A 21,513-nucleotide genomic window follows, 5' to 3' on the forward strand; every position below is an offset into this window, starting at 1 on the left:
ACCCCTTTTTTATAATTTACGAATATTTTTGCAGATGGAAATTATTCTCAATGAATAATTTTTATCAATTAAATAATACCATTAAATAATAAAAAGTGCAAGTAGAATGTTTAATAATTAACAAAGTATTCCATTTTAAAATTTTGATATATTGATATATTGATTATATAAACTTGCACACATATAATTATAAAGTATAATTATAAAAATTTGGAGGTTTTTTTTATGTGTGCAGGTAGAAAAATTTGTAGATGTAGAAATGTTAGTTATTTAGATATAAGACATGCAATGAAAGCAGGAGCTAGAGATATAGAAGATATCATGGAAAATACAGGGGCAGCTACTTGCTGTGGAGGTTGCACAAGTGAAGTATTATCAATATTAGAATCTGTATGCAGGTGTAATTCTGTTTCTATGGAAGAAGTTGTGGAGGCTGTTAAAAATGGATCAGATACAGTTGAGAAGGTAGGAGATATCACTAATGCTGGAACTACTTGTGGAAGATGTAGTTCTTTAATTCAAAGTATTATTGATTTAAAAAGATAAAACATTAAATATTATTTCTAAAAAATAGATCTTTTAATATTTCATTGAAGATCTATTTTTTATCTTTTTGGGAAATTATAAGGATGTTACCCTGTGAATAACTTTTTATAATTTCCTTCCTTTAGTTCTTTTTTATACAATTTGTAAATCTTCTGGTATTAATTTTGATTTTTTTTTAATTAAATTAAGTATATTTGATTGAAAATTAGATAATTATAAAGAAAATATGATTATTTTTGAGTGAAAATGACTGAAAATGGTTGAAAGCGATTTAAAAATATTATATTATTTGGTTAGGGAGTGATTTTTATGTTGACGGAAGAAAGACATAAATTGATTTTGGATGAGCTTAGAAGAAACTCAGTAGTATATGTAAGTGAGCTTGTAAAGATGCTAGATACTTCAGAATCAACTATTAGAAGAGATTTAACTTTTTTAAATTCTGAAGGAAAGCTTAAAAAAGTTCATGGTGGAGCTACTTTACTTGAAAGGGAGTTCAATACTAAAGATGACTATGTAGCTATTAGGGAAAATCTAAATATGGAAGATAAGAAAATCATTGCAAAATATGCAGCTGCTTTAGTTAAAAAAGATGACTTTGTATATATAGATTCAGGAACTACGACAAATTTAATGATAGATTACTTGAAAGAAAAGAATGCAGTATATGTAACTAATGGTATAAATCAAGCAAAAAAATTAATTAGTAAGGGATTTAGAACTTATATTATTGGAGGGGAGCTAAAAAGCTCTACTGAAGCAATAGTAGGAGTAGAAGCTATAAATAGCTTAAAAAAATATAATTTTACTAAAGGTTTCTTTGGAACTAATGGTATCTATGAGTATAGGGGTTATACAACTCCAGATATGAGAGAAGCATTGGTAAAAGAAGAAGCAATTAAAAGAACTAGGAATCCGTTTATATTAGCAGATAAAACAAAGTTTAATGAAATAAGTTGCATTACATTTGCCGAGTTAGATGAGGCTGTAATAATTACTACTAAATTAGAAGATACTAGATATTATGATGAAACTAAAGTTGTGGAGGTACTAAAATTATGATTTATACTATAACATTTAACCCAGCTCTTGATTATATAGTTAGAGTTGACGAATTTAAATTAGGTCAAGTTAACAGAACATCTTATGAAGAGATTTATGCTGGAGGAAAAGGAATAAATGTTTCTATAGTCCTAAATAATTTAGATGTAGAAAATATAGCATTAGGATATATTGCTGGATTTACAGGAGAAGAAATTGAAAGCAAAGTAAAGAATATGGGATGCAAGACAGACTTTATAAAGCTTGATAATGGTATGTCTAGAATAAATGTTAAGTTAAAATCTAATGAAGAATCAGAGATAAATGGTCAAGGGCCAGATATTAATGAAAGTGATTTAAATAAATTATATGGAAAATTAGATTTATTGAAAGAGGGTGATATTCTAGTTTTAGCAGGAAGTATTCCTAAAACTCTTCCAGAAAATATATATGAAATAATAATGGAGAGATTAAAAGATAAAGAAGTTAAGATAATAGTAGATGCAACAGGAGATTTATTACTAAATGTATTAAAATATAAGCCATTTTTAATTAAGCCAAATCACCATGAATTAGGAGAGTTGTTTAATATTGAAATTAAAAATGAAGAAGAAATAATTAAGTACGCAAAAGAACTTAAGAAAATGGGAGCAATGAATGTATTAATTTCTAGAGCTGGTGATGGAGCTATATTTATAACAGAAGATAATAAAGTTATTAAATCAGAAGTTCCAAAAGGTAAATTGGTTAATTCTGTTGGAGCAGGGGATTCTATGGTTGGAGGATTTATAGCTGGTTATTTAAAAAATAATAACTTAGAGGAAGCCTTTAAAATGGGGGTAGCTACAGGAAGTGCAAGTGCCTTTTCAGAAGGGTTAGCAACAAAAGATAAAGTTTATGAATTATTAAAGGAAATACAATAATTTGGAGGTTTAATTATGAAAATTACAGATTTATTAAGTAAAAAATCTATTGCGATAAATCCTAAAGTTTCATCAAAAGAAGATGCTATAAATAAATTAGTTGACTTAATGTATTCATCAGGAAAGTTAAATGATAAGGAAGAATATAAGAAGGCTGTTTTAGCGAGAGAGGAACTTAGTACTACAGGAATAGGAGATGGAGTAGCTATTCCACATGCAAAGACTAAGGCTGTAAATGATGCTGGATTAGCAGCAATGATAGTTAATGATGGAGTAGATTATGATTCATTAGATGGAAATCCTGCGAAAATATTTTTTATGATTGCAGCTCCGGATGGAGAAAATAATCTTCATTTAGAAGTATTAGCAAGACTCTCTACAATGTTAATGGATGAAAAGTTTAGAAGTGCATTAGAAAACTCAAAGTCTTCAGATGAGTTTTTAAAATTAATAGATGAGTTTGAAAATGCGAAAGTTAATAAAGTTAAGGAAGAAAGTAAAGATGGATATAAAGTTTTAGCGGTAACAGCATGTCCTACGGGAATTGCACATACTTACATGGCTGCTGAAAGTTTAGAAGAAAAAGGTAAAGAGATGGGAATCTCTATAAAGGTAGAAACTGACGGATCAGGTGGTGCTAAAAATATATTAACTTCTAAAGAAATTGAAGAAGCTGAATGTATAATTGTAGCAGCTGATAAAAAAGTAGATATGGCAAGATTTGATGGCAAGAAGGTAATTCAAACTAAAGTTTCTAATGGAATACATAAGGCGGAAGAATTAATAAATAGAGCTGTTTCAGGAGATGCTCCTATTTATCATCATAATGGATCAAAAACTTCAGAAGAGGATAATTCAGAAGAAAACGAAGGTATAGGACGTCAAATTTATAAACACCTTATGAATGGAGTATCTCATATGCTACCATTTGTAATAGGTGGAGGTATATTAATTGCTTTAGCATTCTTATTTGATGATTATAGTATAGACCCTAGTAATTTTGGAATGAACACTCCATTTGCAGCATTTTTAAAGACTGTTGGAGATACTTCATTTAATTTTATGTTACCAATACTAGCTGGATATATTGCCATGAGTATAGCTGATAGACCAGCTCTTGCTGTAGGTTTTGTAGGTGGTATGCTTGCAAATAAAGGTGGTTCAGGATTTATTGGAGCATTGCTTGCAGGTTTTATTGCTGGATATTTAATGTTATTTTTAAAGAAAGTACTTTCTAAACTTCCTAATGGTTTAGAAGGATTAAAACCAGTATTACTATATCCTTTCCTTGGGATACTATTAATAGGAGCAGTTATAATTTTTGCAATTAATCCACCTGTAGCAGCGTTAAATAATGGGATTACGAATACTCTAAATAATATGGGAGAAAGTAGTAAGGTATTACTTGGTGCAGTTTTAGGTGGAATGATGGCTTTCGATATGGGTGGTCCTTTAAATAAGGCAGCTTATGTATTTGGAACGGCGTCATTAGCTAATGGACAATTTGAATTTATGGCAGCAGTTATGATTGGTGGTATGGTTCCACCATTAGCAATAGCTTTATGTAGTACATTCTTTAAAAAGAAATTTACTCAAAAAGAAAGACAATCAGCATTAACTAACTATATTATGGGACTATCTTTTATAACTGAAGGAGCAATTCCATTTGCAGCATCAGATCCACTTAGGGTAATACCTTCATGTGTAATAGGATCAGCAACAGCAGGTGCTTTATCAATGTTCTTTAGATGTTCATTAAGAGCTCCTCATGGAGGAATTTTTGTCTTACCAGTTATAAGTAATCCACTTGGATATTTTATAGCTTTAGTTGTTGGATCTGTAGTTGGAATGATAGTTCTAGCACTATTGAAGAAAAATAAATATTAATTTAATTATAAAAAGCCATGAGATTTTCTTATGGCTTTTTTATTTTTTGAATAGTTATAAAGATGGGTGTATAAAGTAAGTATTCTGGAGAAAATCGAAGAGAAATTAAAGAATATTCATAGGGAAAAGGAAATAAAAGAAAATGTAACGGATAATTGTTATTATTTACAAAATAAATATTTGAATAATAAATTTATATGTAATATAATATAATTATAGGAAATTAAATGAAAAAAAGCTATATATAGGAGTGTGGTAAAAAAATGAAGAGTTTAAAAGGAACAAAAACAGCTGAAAATTTAATGAAGTCTTTCGCAGGTGAATGTCAAGCTAGAACAAGATACACATATTATGCAAGCGTAGCTAAGAAAGAGGGATATGTCCAAATTTCAAACATATTTATGGAAACTGCTGAACAAGAAAGAGAACATGCAAAGAGATTTTATAGTTTCTTAAAGGACGAATTAGCAGGTGAAGCTATAGAAATTAACGCTGGATATCCAGTAGCATTATATAATGAAACAGCTAAGAATTTAAAAGCTGCTGCAGCAGGAGAAAATGAAGAATGGACTCAACTTTATCCAGAATTTGCAAGAGTAGCTAGAGAAGAAGGATTCCCAGGAATAGCTATAGCTTATGAAAGAATTATTGAAGTAGAAAATATGCATGAAAAGAGATATAATAAATTACTTAAGAATGTAGAAGAAGGAAAAGTATTCAAAAAAGATGAAGTAGTTCTATGGAAGTGCGGTAACTGTGGATATATTTTTGAAGGAGAAGAAGCTCCAGAAGTTTGTCCAGCATGTTTACATCCAAAAGCATATTTCGAAGTATTCTCAGAAAATTATTAATAGACAAGCAAGGCTTAAGAGTATATCTCTTAAGCTTTTTAATTTATAAAACCTTATCTATGAATTATAAGACTACATATTATTTAATGTATTATATAAATAATATGTAGTCTTATTTTTCTTTAGGAAATTACACAGATGTACTTTTTATTTGAAATAATATTATATAGTGTACTTTAATGTATAATAATTATATAAATAAAACCGAAAGGGGAATAGTATGTTTAATTCCTTAAAGAGAAAGTTTAAAAAATTATATATTTTTTTAGTATTGATTATAGTTTTTGTAGGTGTGGTATCTACTTTGAATGCAGAAAGATTAAGAATTTCTATAGATGGTATGATTAGTAATAGTTATAAAAGTATTAATTCAACAAATGGAATGATTAATGCTATTAATAATCAAAATAGAGCAATACTAATTTATCTTCAAGATAACAAAGAAGAAGCATTAGATATATTTCATAGTAATGATGATGAATTTTATAAATGGCTTTATATTGAAAAAAGTAATATAACAGAGGATGGGGAAGAAGAGCTAGTAGATAAGGTAAATATTGAGTATATTCAATTTAGTAAATTATTTTCATCTTTGCAGGATTATAGTAATGGTCAAAATCATGATGAACTAGTTAACTTTTATCAAGAAAAAATATCTCCACAAGTATTAGTGGTAATTGAAAATTTAAAAACTTTATCAAAATTAAATGAAAATAGTATGTACAGTAATAAAGATCTAATTAAGGCTAGAATAGAAGAATCTATATATTTTATATTTTCTATATCTTTAATAGGAGCTATAGTTGGTGCAGCTATATCAATAGTATTAACAAATAGATTTTTTAAACCTATTAATTTATTAGTTGATTCCATAAAAGATCCAGTTTTATTTTTAGATAAAGATAATAAAATAAAATTTATTAATGATGATGGCAAGAAATTATTAGGAATAGAAAATATTAATTATGAAAATAAAAATTTCTTAGATGTTTTAAATTTACCAGAAGTATATAATTTCATAAAGGATCCAATAAAAAATGAAGGGGTAAATAAGATTATAGAATTGAGTTTTAATAATAAGAGATATTATTTTAATTTAACTATATCGGTTTTTAAAGGAAAAGATAATGAAGTAGAAGGAGTAGTATTAATATTAAAAGATATAACTAATTTGAAAGAATTAGAGGTAGTTAAGAAAAATTTTGTTGGAACAATATCTCATGAATTAAAAACCCCTTTAACTTCAATTATGATGGGAATTGGGCTTATTAATAATAAAAGTATTGGTAAGCTGAATGATAAGCAGCAAAATATAGTTGATACAATAGAAGAGGATGTACAAAATTTAAATGATTTAGTATCAAATTTATTAAAAATATCAGAGATACAAGCAAATAAGGATAATTTTAATATTAAAAGTAATGATATAAATAAAATAATGGAAGAGGTTTTGCTGAATTTTGAACACCAAGCAAAGGAAAAGCATATTTCTTTAGAATTAAATTTAAATGAAAAGCTTCCATTTATAATGATAGATAAAGAAAAGATAAAATGGGTATTAAATAATTTGATTTCTAATGCTATTAGATATACTGATTCAGGAATGGTTAAATTAGATGGAAATTTTGATGAAGAAAAAATATATATATCTGTAACAGATACGGGTAGAGGTATACCAAAAGAATATTTAAAGAAAGTATTTGAAAGATTTGTTAGAGTTGAAGGATTTGAAATTCCAGAAGAGAGTACAGGGCTAGGACTTGCTATAGCAAAAGAAATAGTTGAGATCCATGGAGGGAAGATTTGGTGTGAAAGTAAAGTAGGTGTAGGAAGTAAATTTATTTTTACAATTCCATTATATTTGAATAAACTTTAGGGAGTTGATTTTGATGAAGAAAGTTTTAGTAATAGATGATACAAAAAACATAAGAATGTTATTAAGCACTTGTTTAGAACTTAGAGGATATAGTGTAATAACAGCTGATAATGGTATAGAAGCATTAAAAATTATAAAAAATACAGAAGAAGTTGTAGATTTAATTTTTTTAGATGTTAGAATGCCAGAAATTAGTGGAACAGAAGTTTTAAAAGTGATTAAGGAAGAGAGAGAAGATTGTTCAGTAGTAATTATGACGGCTTTTGCTACAGTAAAAAATGCAATAGAATGTACGAAATTAGGGGCATTAGTTTATCTGCAGAAACCTTTCTCGCCAGATAGAATTAATCTTGTTTTAGATGAAATTGAAAGAAAAGAGAAGAGTAAAGAATTACATAAACCTTCTATGGATATAGTAGAGAAGGCAAGAGGATTGTTAAAAGATAGTAACAATGCTTTAGAAGCCCATGAATTATTAAAAAAGGCTATTGGTAGAGATCCATATAATAAAGACATATATTTATTAATAAGTAAGGTCAATAAGATATTAGGTAATATTGAGGAAGCAATAAGATTTGAAAAGATATATGAAATGTTTTAAATATATATTAATTTAATATTTAATATGTTTTATATTTAGTATAACTAAGATATAATTTATATATTAAGAAATTTATATAATTGGGAGAGAAGAATTATGTTTTTAAAAGAGTTAAATAAAGATGAATCAATGTGTTTTTTAAACTTAGTATCAATTTTTGCTAAAGTTGATAACAAGTTTGCAAAGGAAGAAAAAGTATTAGTAGATGAATATAGAGAAGAGCTAGGAATACATACTGAAGAAATAAAAACTATAGAATATGATGAAATAATAAATATACTTAAGGAATCATCTGATAGATCAAAGAAAATTATTTACTTTGAACTAGTTGGGTTAGCGCTAGTAGATGGAGAATATGAAGATGAAGAAATTGATTTTCTAGAAAAAATTGCAACTGAATTTAATATAACTAGAGCAAAGAAATTTGCGATAGCTAATTATTTTTATAATTTCAAAGACGTGTATGATTTTACAACAGTAGATGCTGATAATAATATTGAATTATTAAAGGATCAAGCAGAAGCAATCATAAATTAAATTTATTGAATTAAAGAAATTTTCATGGGCAAAATAACACTACAATAGGAGGTGTTATTATGAATGAAAAAAATGATAATATGCTTGGAGGTTTACCTGTAGATATAAATAGAGAGGTTCCAACTCCTAATATTAATGCACAATCAATAATTGCTTTAATTAAAAAATCTGGAGAAGTAGTTGGATATGAACTCTCTAATGGTGAAAAGATATCCAAAGAGCAGGGAGTACAAATGGCGAAAGAAGGACAAATTAAAGGAGTAGCAGTTGCAGTGTCTAAAAAAGGGGAAGAATATTTAAGAGCTTTACCAGATCAGAATGAAAATAACAACTTAAGTTCACTGCCGACAGTTGAATAATAAACAAAAAATATAGTGGGATATGCGATTAAGCATATCCCCATTTTGCTTTTTAGGAAATTATATTTGCTAATAAGTTATTGATAACTTTAATATGTGGATAAGTAAAGATTTATATGTTGAAATTGTGGAAAGTTATCCACAAAATGTGGACAACTTCAAAAAACTGTTGAAAACTTTCAAAAACATATTGACACAATATATATGTGTTGAATATACGTTTGTAACAATATGATGATTTTTGATGAAGGATAGTGATATCTGTTATATGGATTAAAATAATAAAAATTCTATTTTTATACAAATAGATAAAGTTATTCACAGTTTGGACAGAATGTGGATAAAAACTGTGGATAATGTTACAATTATAATAGAAATATAGTAAAAATAGCATGTTTTAAAAAACAGCCTGTGGAAAACTTTTTTATTATTAGTGGATAATTAGAAAATATTTAGAGAAAAATGTAGAAAAAACTATGAATTTTAAAAAGGAGAAATAAAATGAAATTTGATAAAAATATTTTTGAAGCGATATTTATAAGTAGGCCTAATAGATTTAATGCAAAAGTATCACTTAATGGTGAAGAAATAGTTGTTCATGTACCTAATACAGGTAGATGTAGAGAAATATTAAAGGAAGGAACAAAGATTTTCTTAAGAGAGGAATTAAATCCAAGTAGAAAGACTAAGTATGATTTAATTGCAGCAATGAAAGGTGATATACTAATAAATATTGATTCACAAATTCCAAATAAGGTAGTTAATGAAGCTTTAGAAAATAAAAAAATTGAAACTTTACATAAATATAGTAAAATAAACAGAGAAAAGACTTTTGGAAAAAGTAGATTTGACTTTAGATTATCTACAGAGGATGAAGAGGAAGTTTATTATTTAGAAGTTAAGGGAGTAACTTTAGAAGATCAAGGACATTGTAAGTTCCCAGATGCACCGACAGAAAGGGGAGCAAGACATATTCTAGAACTAATCGAAGCAAAGAAGCAAGGATATGGGGCTGGAATTTTGTTTTTAATTCAATTAGATAATGTTAATAGCTTTTCTCCTAATGATATAACTGATCCTGAATTTAGTAATGCTCTAAGGTTGGCTAAAGATAATGGCGTTGATATAATGGCATATAATTGTACCGTTGAGGAAAATTCAATTGAATTGAATAAAGTGGTTGATATAATATTGTAGTTAATATAGTTTGTACTAATTAAGAGGTGTAATATGAAGTATAATTTTTGTCCTATATGTGGAAAGGATTTAGAGGAAAGATTTAGCTGGGATGAAGGTGGAGTACCTTATTGCTCTAATGATAATATTATGTTCTTTGATACTCCTAAGCCATGTATTATGGTGGCAATATTGAAAGAAGATGATATATTATTATTAAAGCAAAGTTATATATATGAAAATTCTAAGGTTTTATTATCGGGTTATGTTGGACATAATGAAACAGCTGAGGAGGCAGTGTATAGGGAAGTTAAAGAAGAAGCTGGAATAGAAATTAAAAATATTAAATATTTAGGTTCGGATTTTGTAATAGATAAAGAAATACTAATGATAACATTTATGGCTGATTTTGTTTCAGGAGAAGTTAATAAATCAGCGGAAGTGGAAGGTATTGGATGGACAAAGCTTTCTAATGCGTTAGAAGAAATGAAGGAAGATATTATTGGAACAAAAGTTGTTAAAAAAGTTTTAGAATTAAAAGGATTGGCAATTGTAAATAAAAAATAAATACAAAATTATATACGGCGGGTATAATTTGCTTTTTCTTATATAAATCACCTCTTAAAATTTTTAATAATATTTATTATAATAAAATTAAATATTGATTATGTAGTTATAATTTTATAAAATAATTTAGCTATATATATATTAATATAGGATGAAGGTAGTATAATATAATTATATATAAATGGTAATAAACACCCTTTTACTTAAATGAGTCCATTAAATTTTAATCTTACATTAACGTAGGGTGTAGAGTATTAATTGAAACATATATAGTTAAAAAGTAATAGAGAAAAACATAAAATAGGAGGAGTTTTTATATGGATGGGAAAAAAGTAAAGCATGTACCAGAGATAAAAGGGGCATTAAGAAGCCATGTAATTGAGGTCCCTTCTTGTATTAGAGACTGTAGTGGAATAAAAATATTCGGTAAGAGAATTAAGTCTTTATTATTTACAACAGATGTTGCTATTATAAAGAATACCAATGCTGATGCTATAATAGCTGTTTATCCTTTTACTCCTCAACCTATTATAACTCAAGCTTTAGTAATGGCGGCTGATGTACCAGTTTTTTGTGGTGTAGGTGGAGGAATAACTCAAGGTAAGAGAGTAGTTAATTTAGCATTAGATGCAGAATTTAAAGGGGCTATGGGTGTAGTTGTAAATGCACCGACTGCTAATGAAATAATAAGAAATGTAAGGGATTCTATTGATATACCAGTGATAGTTACTATAGTATCTGAATGTGAAAGTGCGGCAGAAAGAATAGAAGCTGGTGCTACTATAATAAATGTATCTGGTGGAAAGAATACTCCAAAAATTGTTAAAAAAATAAGAGAAGAGTTTCCGAATTTCCCTATAATAGCAACTGGGGGTCCAAGTGAAGAAACAATAATGAGGACTATTGAGGCAGGAGCAAATGCAATAACATATACACCACCACCATCAGGTGATGTAATGGGAAGTTTAATGGATAAGTACAGAGGAGAAAACTAAAAAAACACTTAATTAATATTTGTATAAATATAGAATAATTGTGAAGAAAGTGTATAATAATATATATGATAATATAGCCACTATGTTTACCATAGTGGTTTTATTATAAGTAAAAAAATATTGTTGGAGGAAATATATGAAGTTATTTGGGGCAAGTAAAATAGAAGAAAATGATTTATTCATAGGAGGAATAAAGGCAAGTGAATTAGCCAATAAATATGGTACACCACTTTATGTAATGGATGAGCAACTTTTAATCGATAAATGTAGGGGCTATATAAAAGCATTTAAAGTAAAAGAAGATAATAATAGAGTTGCTTTTGCAGGAAAAGCATTTTTAAATATAGAAATGTGCAAGATAATTAATAAAGAAGGTTTATACTTAGATGTAGTATCTGGTGGGGAGTTATATACTGCTTATAAAGCAGGATTTCCTATGGATAAAATATATTTTCATGGAAACAACAAAACTTTAGATGAAATAGATTTAGGAATTAAATTAGGTATAGGAAGATTTATAGTAGATAATCTTTGGGAAATGGCAAAGATTAATGAAATAGCAGAAAGATATAATAAAAAGCAAGATATATATTTAAGATTAACACCAGGAATAGAAGCACATACTCATGATTATATAAAAACAGGGCAAATAGATTCAAAATTTGGTTTTGCACCTGTTGAAAATATTATTATGGACGCTGTTAAAAAGGCTTTATCTTTAGATAATGTAAATCTAATAGGGATTCATTGTCATATAGGATCACAAATATTTGAAACTGATCCTTTTAAGGATGCAGCAGAAGTTATGCTAAACTTTATAAATGACATAAAGCAGGAAACAGGTCATGTTATTGAAGAATTAGATTTAGGTGGAGGTTTTGGAATTTACTATTCTGAAGGAGATAAGCCTAAGGAAATAAATGATTATTGTGAAGTAATACTAGATAGCGTTAATAGAGTTTGTAACCAATTAGGACTTAAAAAACCTATATTAACTATAGAGCCTGGTAGGTCAATTGTTGCAAATGCAGGAACAACATTATATACGATAGGTTCAATTAAGGAGATTCCCGGAATTAGAAAGTACGTATCAGTAGATGGTGGAATGACAGATAATATTAGGCCTGCCTTATATGGAGCAAAATATGAAGCATTAGTAGCTAATAAAGCTAATGAAGAAATGAATGATAAAGTAACTATTGCTGGAAAGTGCTGTGAATCAGGAGATATATTAATTCAAGATATAAATATACAAAAGGCAGAAAGTGGAGATGCTTTAGCTATATTATCTACTGGAGCTTATGGATTTTCAATGTCAAGTGGGTACAATAGAATACTTAGACCGGCAGTTATTTTTGTTAGAAATGGTGAATCAAGGATAGCAGTAAAGAGGCAAAGTTATGAAGATTTAATAAAAGAAGAATTATTATCTTAAGTTTGTAGAAGTAAATATGTTGTATTAGGCGACTTGAAGCTTTTGATGGAGCGACTAATATACCATATTTGCTTCTTTTTTTATATGACTCCTATTTTGATAGCTTGGATGCTATTTAAAATTATTATAATATGATATACTAAAATATAAGATGAAGAAGAGGAGGGAGTTATAAACAAATAATTATGGAGGAAAAAGAATATATAGTTGATAGAATAGAAGGAAACTATGTAATTTTAGAAGGCAAAGAGGGTAATTTATTTAATGTTGAAAAAAGTGATATAATTGGTAATGCAAAAGAAGGAGATTTACTTTATAAAAAAGATAAAATATATTTTATAGATGTTGAAGCAACAAAACGAAGGAAGGAAGAAATAGATAATTTAATGAAAGGATTATGGGAAGAATAATGGAAAATCATTTTGAAAGTGACGGAAAAGGAAAAAATTCTATAAAAAATTTTATATATGAATGGGGAATTCCTATCGTTTCTGCAATCATTATAGCACTTCTTATAAATAAGTACTTACTATTTAAAGTTTTGATTCCATCAGAATCTATGGTGCCTACTTTAAATGTTGGGGATAGGCTATTTGTAACAAGGGTATACAATTTAGATAAATTAAAAAGAGGCGATATAGTAGTATTTTACTCAGAAGAGCTTCAGGCGGATTTAATTAAAAGATTAATTGGATTACCAGGAGATAAGATTAAGATAGAAAATGGTGTGGTATCTGTAAATGGAGAAGTGTTACAAGAAGACTACATTGGAGCAGAAGATAATTTTAATGGTGAATATGAAGTTCCAGAAGGAAAATACTTCTTTTTAGGAGATAATAGACTTTATTCAAAGGATTCAAGATACTGGATTAATCCTTATATAGACGGTAAAGATATAACTGGAAAAGCACAAATTAAGGTATATCCTTTTGATGAGATTGGAAAAGTAAAATAGAATTTTAGAAAGGAAATATTATGAATAATAAGAATACTGAAGACAATAATAACAAAAATAAGATACAGCATACAATATTGTATGCAGTTTTAGCATTTCTATTTTTATATGTATTTACATCCACTAAGAATTTTATGACTACAGATGAAATAAGTTATAATAAGTTCTTAAGTATGATAGAGAATAATCAAGTAGAAAGTGTTATTCTTTCATCAAGTGAAATAAAAATTATACCTAAGGAAAGCGAAGATAACACTTCAAAAAGGAAAATATTATATACGGGAAATGTAAATGATCCAAATTTAGTTAATATTCTAAATGAATCAGGTATAGAGTATAAAGCTGAATCTATGCAAGAAAATTATTTTGCTGATTTTATATTTAGCTGGATTATACTTCCGGTGTTATTATTTATGTTTTTAAGGTTTATGGCAGGTAGAGTAGGTAAGAAAATGGGCGCTGCTCCTATGATGGGATTAGGAAAGAGCAATGCTAAGGTATATAAAGAAAATGATATAAAGATTACTTTTGATGATGTAGCAGGCCAAGATGAGGCGAAGGAATCTTTAAAAGAAATAATAGATTACTTAAATAATGCTTCAAAATACACAGAAATAGGAGCTAAGCTTCCTAAAGGAGCTCTTTTAGTTGGGCCTCCAGGAACAGGAAAGACATTACTTGCAAAAGCAGTAGCAGGTGAAGCAAATGTTCCATTTTTATCAATTTCAGGTTCAAACTTTGTTGAAATGTTTGCTGGAATGGGAGCTGCAAAAGTGAGAGATTTATTCCAAGAAGCTGAAAAAAATGCTCCATGTATAATATTTATAGATGAAGTAGACTCAATAGGTAAGAGTAGAGATTCTCAACTACAAACTAATGATGAGAGAGAGCAAACTTTAAATCAATTATTAACTCAAATGGATGGATTTGATTCTACAAAGGCTATAGTAGTTTTAGCTGCAACAAATAGGCCTGAAATATTAGATAAAGCTTTATTAAGACCTGGTAGATTTGATAGAAGAGTTATTGTGGATAGACCTGATTTTAAAGGTAGAGTAGACATATTAAAGGTTCACTCTAAAGGGGTTAAGCTTGGTGATGATGTTGATTTAGATGAAATTGCAAAAAGTACTCCGGGAGCTGTAGGAGCAGATTTAGCTAATATAGTAAATGAGGCGGCATTAGGAGCTGTTAAACATGGTAGAGAATATGTTATGCAAGAAGATCTAAGAGAAGCTGTTGAAGTTATAATTGCTGGTAAAGAAAAGAAAGATAGAATTTTATCTCCAACGGAAAAGAGAGTAGTAGCTTTTCACGAAGTAGGTCATGCTTTAGTGGCGGCGCTTTTAGAAAATACAGACCCAGTACATAAGATTACTATAGTTCCAAGAACTATGGGAGCTCTAGGTTATACTATGCAGCTACCAGAAGAGGAAAAATACTTGGTTTCAAAAGACGAACTAACTAACCAAATAATGGTTATGCTAGGGGGGAGATCTGCGGAAGAAGAAGTATTTAATTTAGTTTCAACTGGAGCATCAAATGATATTGAAAGAGCTACTCAAACTGCAAGAAGTATGGTAACTATTTATGGTATGACAGATAGGTTTGATATGATGGCTCTAGAGTCAGTTCAAAATAGATATTTAGATGGAAGAGCTGTTAGAGAATGTAGTGATGAAACTTCAACTTTAATAGATGAAGAAGTATTAAACATAATAAGAACTTGCCACCAAAACACTAGAAAGCTTTTAAGAGATAATAGAGACTTATTAGATAAGATTTCAGAATATTTATTAGAAAAGGAAACTATCTTTGGAGATGAGTTTATGGAATTTGTATATGAAAAATATCCAGAGCTTAAAGAAAAGAAAGTTAAAAAGGCAGTGTTAAATAGTTCTGATGATGAAGTCTTAGCAACTATTGATGATAGTAGTGAATTAGTGAGTGATGAAAATAATATTAATAATGATATTGATTTAGATAAAACAGAAGTTTAAAATAATAAAAGTTGTTTAATTTAATGAGAGAGTGTACAAAATTTTTGGTACACTCTTTCTTAGTAAAAAAATTAAAGGAGGAAAAGCTTTTGGATAAAATTGAATTATTTAAGGAAGAAGAAAATTTAGAGAAAACATTAGGTATTCTTAATGAAGAAACTCTAAATTATATAGAAAAGAGAAAAGCTATTTCAGATTATATACTTGATTATAGAAAAAAATATATTGAAGAATATAGAGATGATGAAGATAAATTAGTTGAATATTTTGATCATGAGAGATATATAAAAGAAGAAAGCTATAAGGCAATAGATAGAAAACTTTCAGAATTTGTAAAATTAAAGGAGTCTCCTTATTTTGGAAAAATAAATTTTATAGATGATGGATATAGCGAAGAATTATATGTTGGAAGGTATGGATTAACACCTGAAGGAAGCTATGATCCAGTTATAGTTGATTGGAGAGCGCCAGTTGCATCCTTATTTTATAAAGGAATGCTAGGAAAAACTAATTATTCTAGTCCACAGGGAGAAGTACCGGTGGATATATTAGGTAGAAGACAATTAATAGTTAAAAAGGCTAAATTAGAAGGGTATTTTGATTCTGATATTAATATACAAGATGAAATTTTACAAATGGTTTTATCATCTAACTCAGGAGAAAAGCTTAAGGATATAGTAAATACTATACAAAAGGAACAAGATGAAATAATAAGAGCAGATAGAAGTAAAGTGGTTGTAGTTAATGGAGTAGCTGGTTCTGGTAAGACTACTATTGCTCTGCATAGAGTTGCGTATTTACTTTATAACTATAGACAGCAGTTAACTGATAAGGTATTAATTCTTGGACCTAATGATATATTCATGGATTATATATCAGAAGTATTACCTAATTTGGGGGAAACCGCGGTTAAGAATGAAACTTTCTTATCTTTTGCATATAAGGAAATAGGTCTTAATGAAGAGGTTTTAGATATAACTTCTTATTTAGAACAAGTTCTAAGAGGAAATGAAGATGTGATAAATGAAATAAAATATAAATCTTCTAAGAAATATATTGATTTACTAAATGAGAAAATAAATGAAATAGAGGAAGAATATTTTAAAATTAAATCGGTTAGCTTTTTAAATGAGGAAATAGTTTCTATAGATGAGATAAGCGAATTATTTGAAAAGCATTATAAATATATGCCTATTTTTAGAAGAAGTCAGAAGATAAAAAGAATATTATTTTCTAAGGTAAAAGATAAAAGAGATGAAAAAGTTAGAGAAATTAATCAAAAGGCAAAAGAAGATATAGCTAAATTATCACCAGATGAATTAGTAGTTGAAGAAAATAATATTGAATTTAGAAGAAGAATAGCTATAAGAGATGTAGTTAGAGAAGTTATGAAATCTAAGGATGATATAGAAAGCTGGATTGAAAATAAAGGAATAGTAGATATTTATAAGGAATTTATGAATGTTGAAAAGCTATCTTATTTAGATTTAGCAGGGATTCTATATCTAATGATAAAATTAGATGGAAAGAAAGCTAATTATGAAATTAAGCATATAGTTATAGATGAAGCTCAAGATTATAATATGCTTCAATTTATAGTTCTTAATGAGTTAACAGGTTGTAAAAGCTATACCATAGTAGGAGATTCAAATCAAAGATTAATTAAAGCAGAAGAAATTCCTGCAATGTTAAGGTTAAAAGATATTTTTGGAGGATTCTTTAACTTATTTGAATTAAAGAAAAGTTATAGATCCACTTATCAGATTATGGAATATGCGAATAAATTCTTAGATGAAAATTCAGTAGTTCCATTTGTTAGAAAAGGTGAGTTTGATGTCCTAGAAACAACAGTTCCAAAGAATGATATGGAAGATTTAATAGATGTTATATTAAATTTATTAGAAGATTATCAAGAAGAGAAGTATGAAAATATAGCTATTATTACTAAAGATAAGGAGGAATTAAATATTATTGCTCCTGAACTTAAGAAATATACGAATATATTAGCATTTAATAAATCAGATATAATTTATAGAGGTGGGAAGGTACTAGTACCATCATACTATGCGAAAGGATTAGAATTTGATGCAGTAATAATAGTTGATTTTGATGAGAATACAGATAATTTAATTAAATATATTATGTGTACAAGAGCTTTACACAGATTATCAGTAGTTAAAGTTAGATAGAAGAGTCTGCCGTAAAAATAATCAAATAAAAATAAATAATTGGAGATGTAATTTGAAGTGCTTCTATTAATTTTGTGATGACTTGGAATCCAGAAACAGAACAAAAATTCATAATTCTTAGGAAGGAAGAATTATTACCTTCAGTGTATAAAGAGATAAATATTGTATGACGGCAACTTGGAGTTTACGATGGAGCAAGGAATATAATATTTATCTCTTTTTTTGTAATATATCACAATATATTTTTAAATTTATTAGTCATAATTTAGGAAAACAAGCTAAGAGGTTCAATAAAATTGAAATAAATAAAAAAGATAATATAATTAAAGCATAAGGTTTTTGTAAACGATATTAAGGGGGTGGATAGAATGGATTGCTTTTATGAGCAGTTTCAAACAAAAGACTATAAGGAAATTGAAAAAATAATTAATATTATATCAAAAGTAACCCTAGTACTAGCAATATTGTTTGCAGCAATGCTAAATATAGTAGGTGCAATAACTTTATCATTATTATATTTTATAACCTTTATAGTTGGTAGGAAGCTGATAGTAGAATATGAATATGAGCTTACTGGAGATGAATTTTCAATATATAAGATTATGAATAAGAGCAAAAGAAAAGAAATAGGGAGTTTCAGTATAAGAGACATATCTGGTGTTAAAACATTAGATAGGATTAGTAGCAATACCAAAGTTGTAAAAGCATATTTAGAAGAATCGGGAATTAAGGCTATGGTATATATAGCTAAAACTTCAGATGGAGTTTTAGGATTTCAACTGGCAATGGATGAAAATTTATTAAATTTAATTAAAAGAGTTAACCCATTAGCATTTTATTAATATATTTGGAGGAGAGAAATATGGCAGGTTTAAAATTAAAAAATATTCAAAAGGTATATGAAAATGGTTTCCAAGCAGTTAAGGACTTTAACTTAGACATAGAAGATAGAGAGTTTATAGTATTTGTTGGACCATCAGGATGTGGTAAGTCAACAACTCTTAGAATGATTGCAGGATTAGAAGAAATATCAAATGGGGAATTATATATTGATGATAAGTTAGTTAATGACGTAGCACCTAAAGATAGAGATATAGCAATGGTTTTCCAAAACTATGCATTATATCCTCATATGACTGTATTTGAAAATATGGCATTTGGTTTAAAACTTAGAAAGTTACCGAAGGACGAAATAGATAAAAAGGTAAGAGAAGCTGCTAAGATACTAGATATCGAGCATTTATTAGATAGAAAGCCAAAGGCTTTATCAGGTGGACAAAGACAAAGAGTTGCAATGGGAAGAGCGATAGTTAGAAGTCCTAAAGTATTCTTAATGGACGAACCTTTATCAAACCTTGATGCTAAATTGAGAGTTCAAATGAGAATAGAGATATCTAAGTTATATAATGAGTTAAATACTACATTTATATATGTAACACATGACCAAACAGAAGCTATGACTTTAGGAACTAGAATAGTGGTTATGCAAGATGGAGTTATTCAACAAGTTGCATCACCTACAGAAATTTATAATCATCCAGCAAATCTTTTTGTTGCAGGATTTATAGGAAGTCCTCAAATGAATATGACTTATGGAAGAACTTTAGTTGAAAATGGAAAGCAATATGTTAAAGTATTTGATAAACTTATTGAAATTCCAAAAGATAAGCTTTCAGTTGTTAAAGAAAAGAAAGCTGAAAATATAGAAGTTATAGTTGGAGTAAGACCAGAAAATATCCATTATACTTCAGAAGAACTGGAAAAGCCTGGAGTTGCAATATTTAAGGGCGAAGTTGACTTAATGGAAAACTTAGGAGCTGAAACAAATATTCACGTTAAGAAAGATGGAGCAAACTTCATTATTAAATCAAGATCAGCAATAAATTATAAAATTGGTGATCCAATAGAATTCGGATTTGATGCTAATAAGATCCATATATTTGATAAAGAAGAACAAAATACAATATTCTAATAAAAAAAGAGATACACTTTAGTGTATCTCTTTTTTTATTAGAATAAAGTTGTTATTTAGCGAAGTTTTCTTCAGCTTGTTTCCAGTTAACAACAGACCACCAATTTTGTACATATGCTGGACGTTTGTTTTGGTAATTTAGGTAGTAAGCATGTTCCCATACATCTAATCCTAATATTACTTTATATCCTTCTGAAATTGGATTATCTTGGTTAGCTGTGCTCATAACTTTTAATTCTCCATTAGAATCTTTAACTAACCATGCCCAACCTGAACCAAATCTTGTTGCAGCAGCTGCAGCAAATTGTTCTTTGAAAGCATTAACTGAACCGAAAGTTTTTTCGATAGCAGCTAATAAAGCTCCTGAAGGATGTTGGTTATGTTTTTCTGACATGATATTCCAGAAGAAATCATGATTGTAGGCTCCACCAGCATTGTTTATAACTGCTTGTTTTATATCAGCAGGTACTGAATCTAAGTTTGTTAGAATTTCTTCTAATGATTTTTCATAGAATTCAGGATATTTTGCTAATGTATTATTTAAATTATCTATATAAGTTTGATGGTGTCTATCGTGATGTATTTCCATTGTAAGTGCGTCTATATACGGAGCTAAAGCATCAAATGCATATGGTAATGGTTTTAAAGTAAATTTATTCATATCTAATCACCTCATAATAGGATACCCTATATTTTTTATTAATAAATAATTATACCTCTTATTAATAATAATTATTAATTAATATATTTTATTATATTATAAGCTTCTTAAACGAATATGTCTATACCTAAATTTAATAAAAATGAAAAATATTAACTTATAAAATTAAAAAAATAAAAGTAGGATAAATTCCTACTTTGTATTTAGCTATTAAAATAATTTTCAACTTGTTTCCAATTTACTACATGCCACCAATTATCTATATAGTCTCCGCGTCTATTTTGATATTTTAAATAGTAAGCATGTTCCCATACATCTAATCCTAAGATAGGAGTTAAACCTTGAGAAATTGGAGAATCTTGATTAGGAGTAGATATTATAGATAGATTCCCATTATTATCAACAACCAGCCAAGCCCATCCTGAACCAAATCTTCCTAAAGCAGCTTCTTTAAATTTAGTTTTAAAATTATCAAGGGAATCAAAATCTTTATTTATTGCCTTTAGTAACTCTCCTTTTGGTGTTTGATCCTTTTCAGGAGACATAATTGACCAGAAGAATTCATGATTATAAACTCCCCCAGCATTATTTTTTACTGTTTCTCTAACATCTTCAGGAACTGAATTTAAGTCTTTTAAGATTCCTTCAAGGCCTTTTTTATATAGTTCAGGATATTTTGCAATTACTTTATTTAAGTTATCTAAATAAGCTTTTTCATGCTTATCGTGATGAAGCATCATAGTTTCCTTATCTATATAAGGTTCTAGAGCATCATAAGCATATGGTAATGGCTTAAGCTCAAATTGTGCTGCCCCAAGATTATTACTTTTGGCAGTTAAAGTAGGAGCTAAAGTAATACATAAGACAATAGATAATGTCACTAATAATAGAATTGTATATTTTTTTTTCAAATTAAACACCTCCATTTTTAGTATTTACTAT

Annotated in this window: 21 protein-coding genes; 19 read left to right on the plus strand and 2 right to left on the minus strand. The window is 28.3% G+C overall.

Annotated features, from left to right (window positions below):
• Window positions 1–225: 225 nt before the first annotated feature.
• From ACQPUY_RS16020 to ACQPUY_RS16110, 19 genes are all read left to right on the plus strand, one after another.
• Window positions 226–546, plus strand: a complete 321-nt coding sequence (locus ACQPUY_RS16020; RefSeq protein ID WP_430842775.1) for a (2Fe-2S)-binding protein — start codon at window positions 226–228, stop codon at window positions 544–546.
• Between the two features lie 309 nt (window positions 547–855).
• Window positions 856–1,608 carry a DeoR/GlpR family DNA-binding transcription regulator gene (locus ACQPUY_RS16025; RefSeq protein ID WP_430842777.1) on the plus strand — a complete coding sequence of 251 codons (753 nt, stop codon included), beginning with the start codon at window positions 856–858 and terminating at the stop codon, window positions 1,606–1,608.
• A complete protein-coding gene (pfkB, locus tag ACQPUY_RS16030; RefSeq protein ID WP_430842779.1) occupies window positions 1,605–2,510 on the plus strand; it encodes a 1-phosphofructokinase in 906 nt (301 codons plus the stop codon). Before ACQPUY_RS16025 ends, pfkB begins: the two co-directional genes overlap by 4 nt.
• Before the next feature lie 15 nt (window positions 2,511–2,525).
• A complete protein-coding gene (locus tag ACQPUY_RS16035; RefSeq protein WP_430842781.1) occupies window positions 2,526–4,397 on the plus strand; it encodes a PTS fructose transporter subunit IIABC in 1,872 nt (623 codons plus the stop codon).
• Between the two features lie 263 nt (window positions 4,398–4,660).
• On the plus strand, window positions 4,661–5,248 hold the full coding sequence (gene rbr, locus ACQPUY_RS16040; protein WP_430842783.1) for a rubrerythrin: 588 nt from the start codon (window positions 4,661–4,663) through the stop codon (window positions 5,246–5,248).
• A 220-nt stretch (window positions 5,249–5,468) separates the two neighbouring features.
• The gene (locus tag ACQPUY_RS16045; RefSeq protein WP_430842785.1) at window positions 5,469–7,124 is read left to right on the plus strand and encodes an ATP-binding protein; all 1,656 of its coding nucleotides are present in this window, start codon (window positions 5,469–5,471) and stop codon (window positions 7,122–7,124) included.
• Window positions 7,125–7,137: 13 nt separating this feature from the next.
• A complete protein-coding gene (locus ACQPUY_RS16050) occupies window positions 7,138–7,725 on the plus strand; it encodes a response regulator (protein WP_430842787.1) in 588 nt (195 codons plus the stop codon).
• A gap of 96 nt (window positions 7,726–7,821) precedes the next feature.
• On the plus strand, window positions 7,822–8,262 hold the full coding sequence (locus ACQPUY_RS16055; protein ID WP_430842789.1) for a hypothetical protein: 441 nt from the start codon (window positions 7,822–7,824) through the stop codon (window positions 8,260–8,262).
• Between the two features lie 59 nt (window positions 8,263–8,321).
• The gene (locus tag ACQPUY_RS16060) at window positions 8,322–8,621 is read left to right on the plus strand and encodes a DUF3892 domain-containing protein (protein WP_430842791.1); all 300 of its coding nucleotides are present in this window, start codon (window positions 8,322–8,324) and stop codon (window positions 8,619–8,621) included.
• Between the two features lie 501 nt (window positions 8,622–9,122).
• Window positions 9,123–9,818 (plus strand): DNA/RNA nuclease SfsA, encoded by a 696-nt coding sequence (sfsA, locus tag ACQPUY_RS16065; RefSeq protein WP_430842793.1) that lies wholly within the window; start codon window positions 9,123–9,125, stop codon window positions 9,816–9,818.
• 33 nt (window positions 9,819–9,851) lie between these two features.
• Window positions 9,852–10,364, plus strand: a complete 513-nt coding sequence (locus tag ACQPUY_RS16070; RefSeq protein ID WP_430842795.1) for an NAD(+) diphosphatase — start codon at window positions 9,852–9,854, stop codon at window positions 10,362–10,364.
• A gap of 317 nt (window positions 10,365–10,681) precedes the next feature.
• Window positions 10,682–11,359, plus strand: a complete 678-nt coding sequence (locus tag ACQPUY_RS16075; RefSeq protein WP_430842797.1) for a hydrolase — start codon at window positions 10,682–10,684, stop codon at window positions 11,357–11,359.
• A 136-nt stretch (window positions 11,360–11,495) separates the two neighbouring features.
• A complete protein-coding gene (gene lysA / locus ACQPUY_RS16080) occupies window positions 11,496–12,794 on the plus strand; it encodes a diaminopimelate decarboxylase (protein ID WP_430842799.1) in 1,299 nt (432 codons plus the stop codon).
• A gap of 185 nt (window positions 12,795–12,979) precedes the next feature.
• Complete coding sequence (locus tag ACQPUY_RS16085) at window positions 12,980–13,204, plus strand: DUF3006 domain-containing protein (RefSeq protein WP_430842801.1); 225 nt, start codon at window positions 12,980–12,982, stop codon at window positions 13,202–13,204.
• Window positions 13,204–13,749: a signal peptidase I gene (lepB, locus tag ACQPUY_RS16090; RefSeq protein ID WP_430842831.1), complete on the plus strand. Its 546-nt coding sequence runs from the start codon at window positions 13,204–13,206 to the stop codon at window positions 13,747–13,749. Before ACQPUY_RS16085 ends, lepB begins: the two co-directional genes overlap by 1 nt.
• Before the next feature lie 20 nt (window positions 13,750–13,769).
• Complete coding sequence (ftsH, locus tag ACQPUY_RS16095) at window positions 13,770–15,749, plus strand: ATP-dependent zinc metalloprotease FtsH (protein ID WP_430842803.1); 1,980 nt, start codon at window positions 13,770–13,772, stop codon at window positions 15,747–15,749.
• Between the two features lie 89 nt (window positions 15,750–15,838).
• A complete protein-coding gene (locus ACQPUY_RS16100) occupies window positions 15,839–17,938 on the plus strand; it encodes a HelD family protein (protein ID WP_430842805.1) in 2,100 nt (699 codons plus the stop codon).
• Window positions 17,939–18,306: 368 nt separating this feature from the next.
• Window positions 18,307–18,780 carry a hypothetical protein gene (locus ACQPUY_RS16105; protein WP_430842807.1) on the plus strand — a complete coding sequence of 158 codons (474 nt, stop codon included), beginning with the start codon at window positions 18,307–18,309 and terminating at the stop codon, window positions 18,778–18,780.
• Between the two features lie 20 nt (window positions 18,781–18,800).
• Window positions 18,801–19,910 carry an ABC transporter ATP-binding protein gene (locus ACQPUY_RS16110; protein WP_430842809.1) on the plus strand — a complete coding sequence of 370 codons (1,110 nt, stop codon included), beginning with the start codon at window positions 18,801–18,803 and terminating at the stop codon, window positions 19,908–19,910.
• A gap of 52 nt (window positions 19,911–19,962) precedes the next feature.
• Here ACQPUY_RS16110 and ACQPUY_RS16115 read toward each other — a convergent pair whose 3' ends face one another.
• Together ACQPUY_RS16115 and ACQPUY_RS16120 are read right to left on the minus strand one after the other, a co-directional pair.
• Window positions 19,963–20,571, minus strand: a complete 609-nt coding sequence (locus ACQPUY_RS16115) for a superoxide dismutase (protein ID WP_430842811.1) — start codon at window positions 20,569–20,571, stop codon at window positions 19,963–19,965.
• Window positions 20,572–20,774: 203 nt separating this feature from the next.
• Window positions 20,775–21,482, minus strand: a complete 708-nt coding sequence (locus tag ACQPUY_RS16120; protein ID WP_430842813.1) for a superoxide dismutase — start codon at window positions 21,480–21,482, stop codon at window positions 20,775–20,777.
• Window positions 21,483–21,513: the final 31 nt, after the last annotated feature.

It is taken from the genome of Clostridium nigeriense (assembly GCF_050585245.1).
GTDB classification, from domain to species: Bacteria; Bacillota; Clostridia; order Clostridiales; family Clostridiaceae; genus Clostridium; species Clostridium nigeriense_A.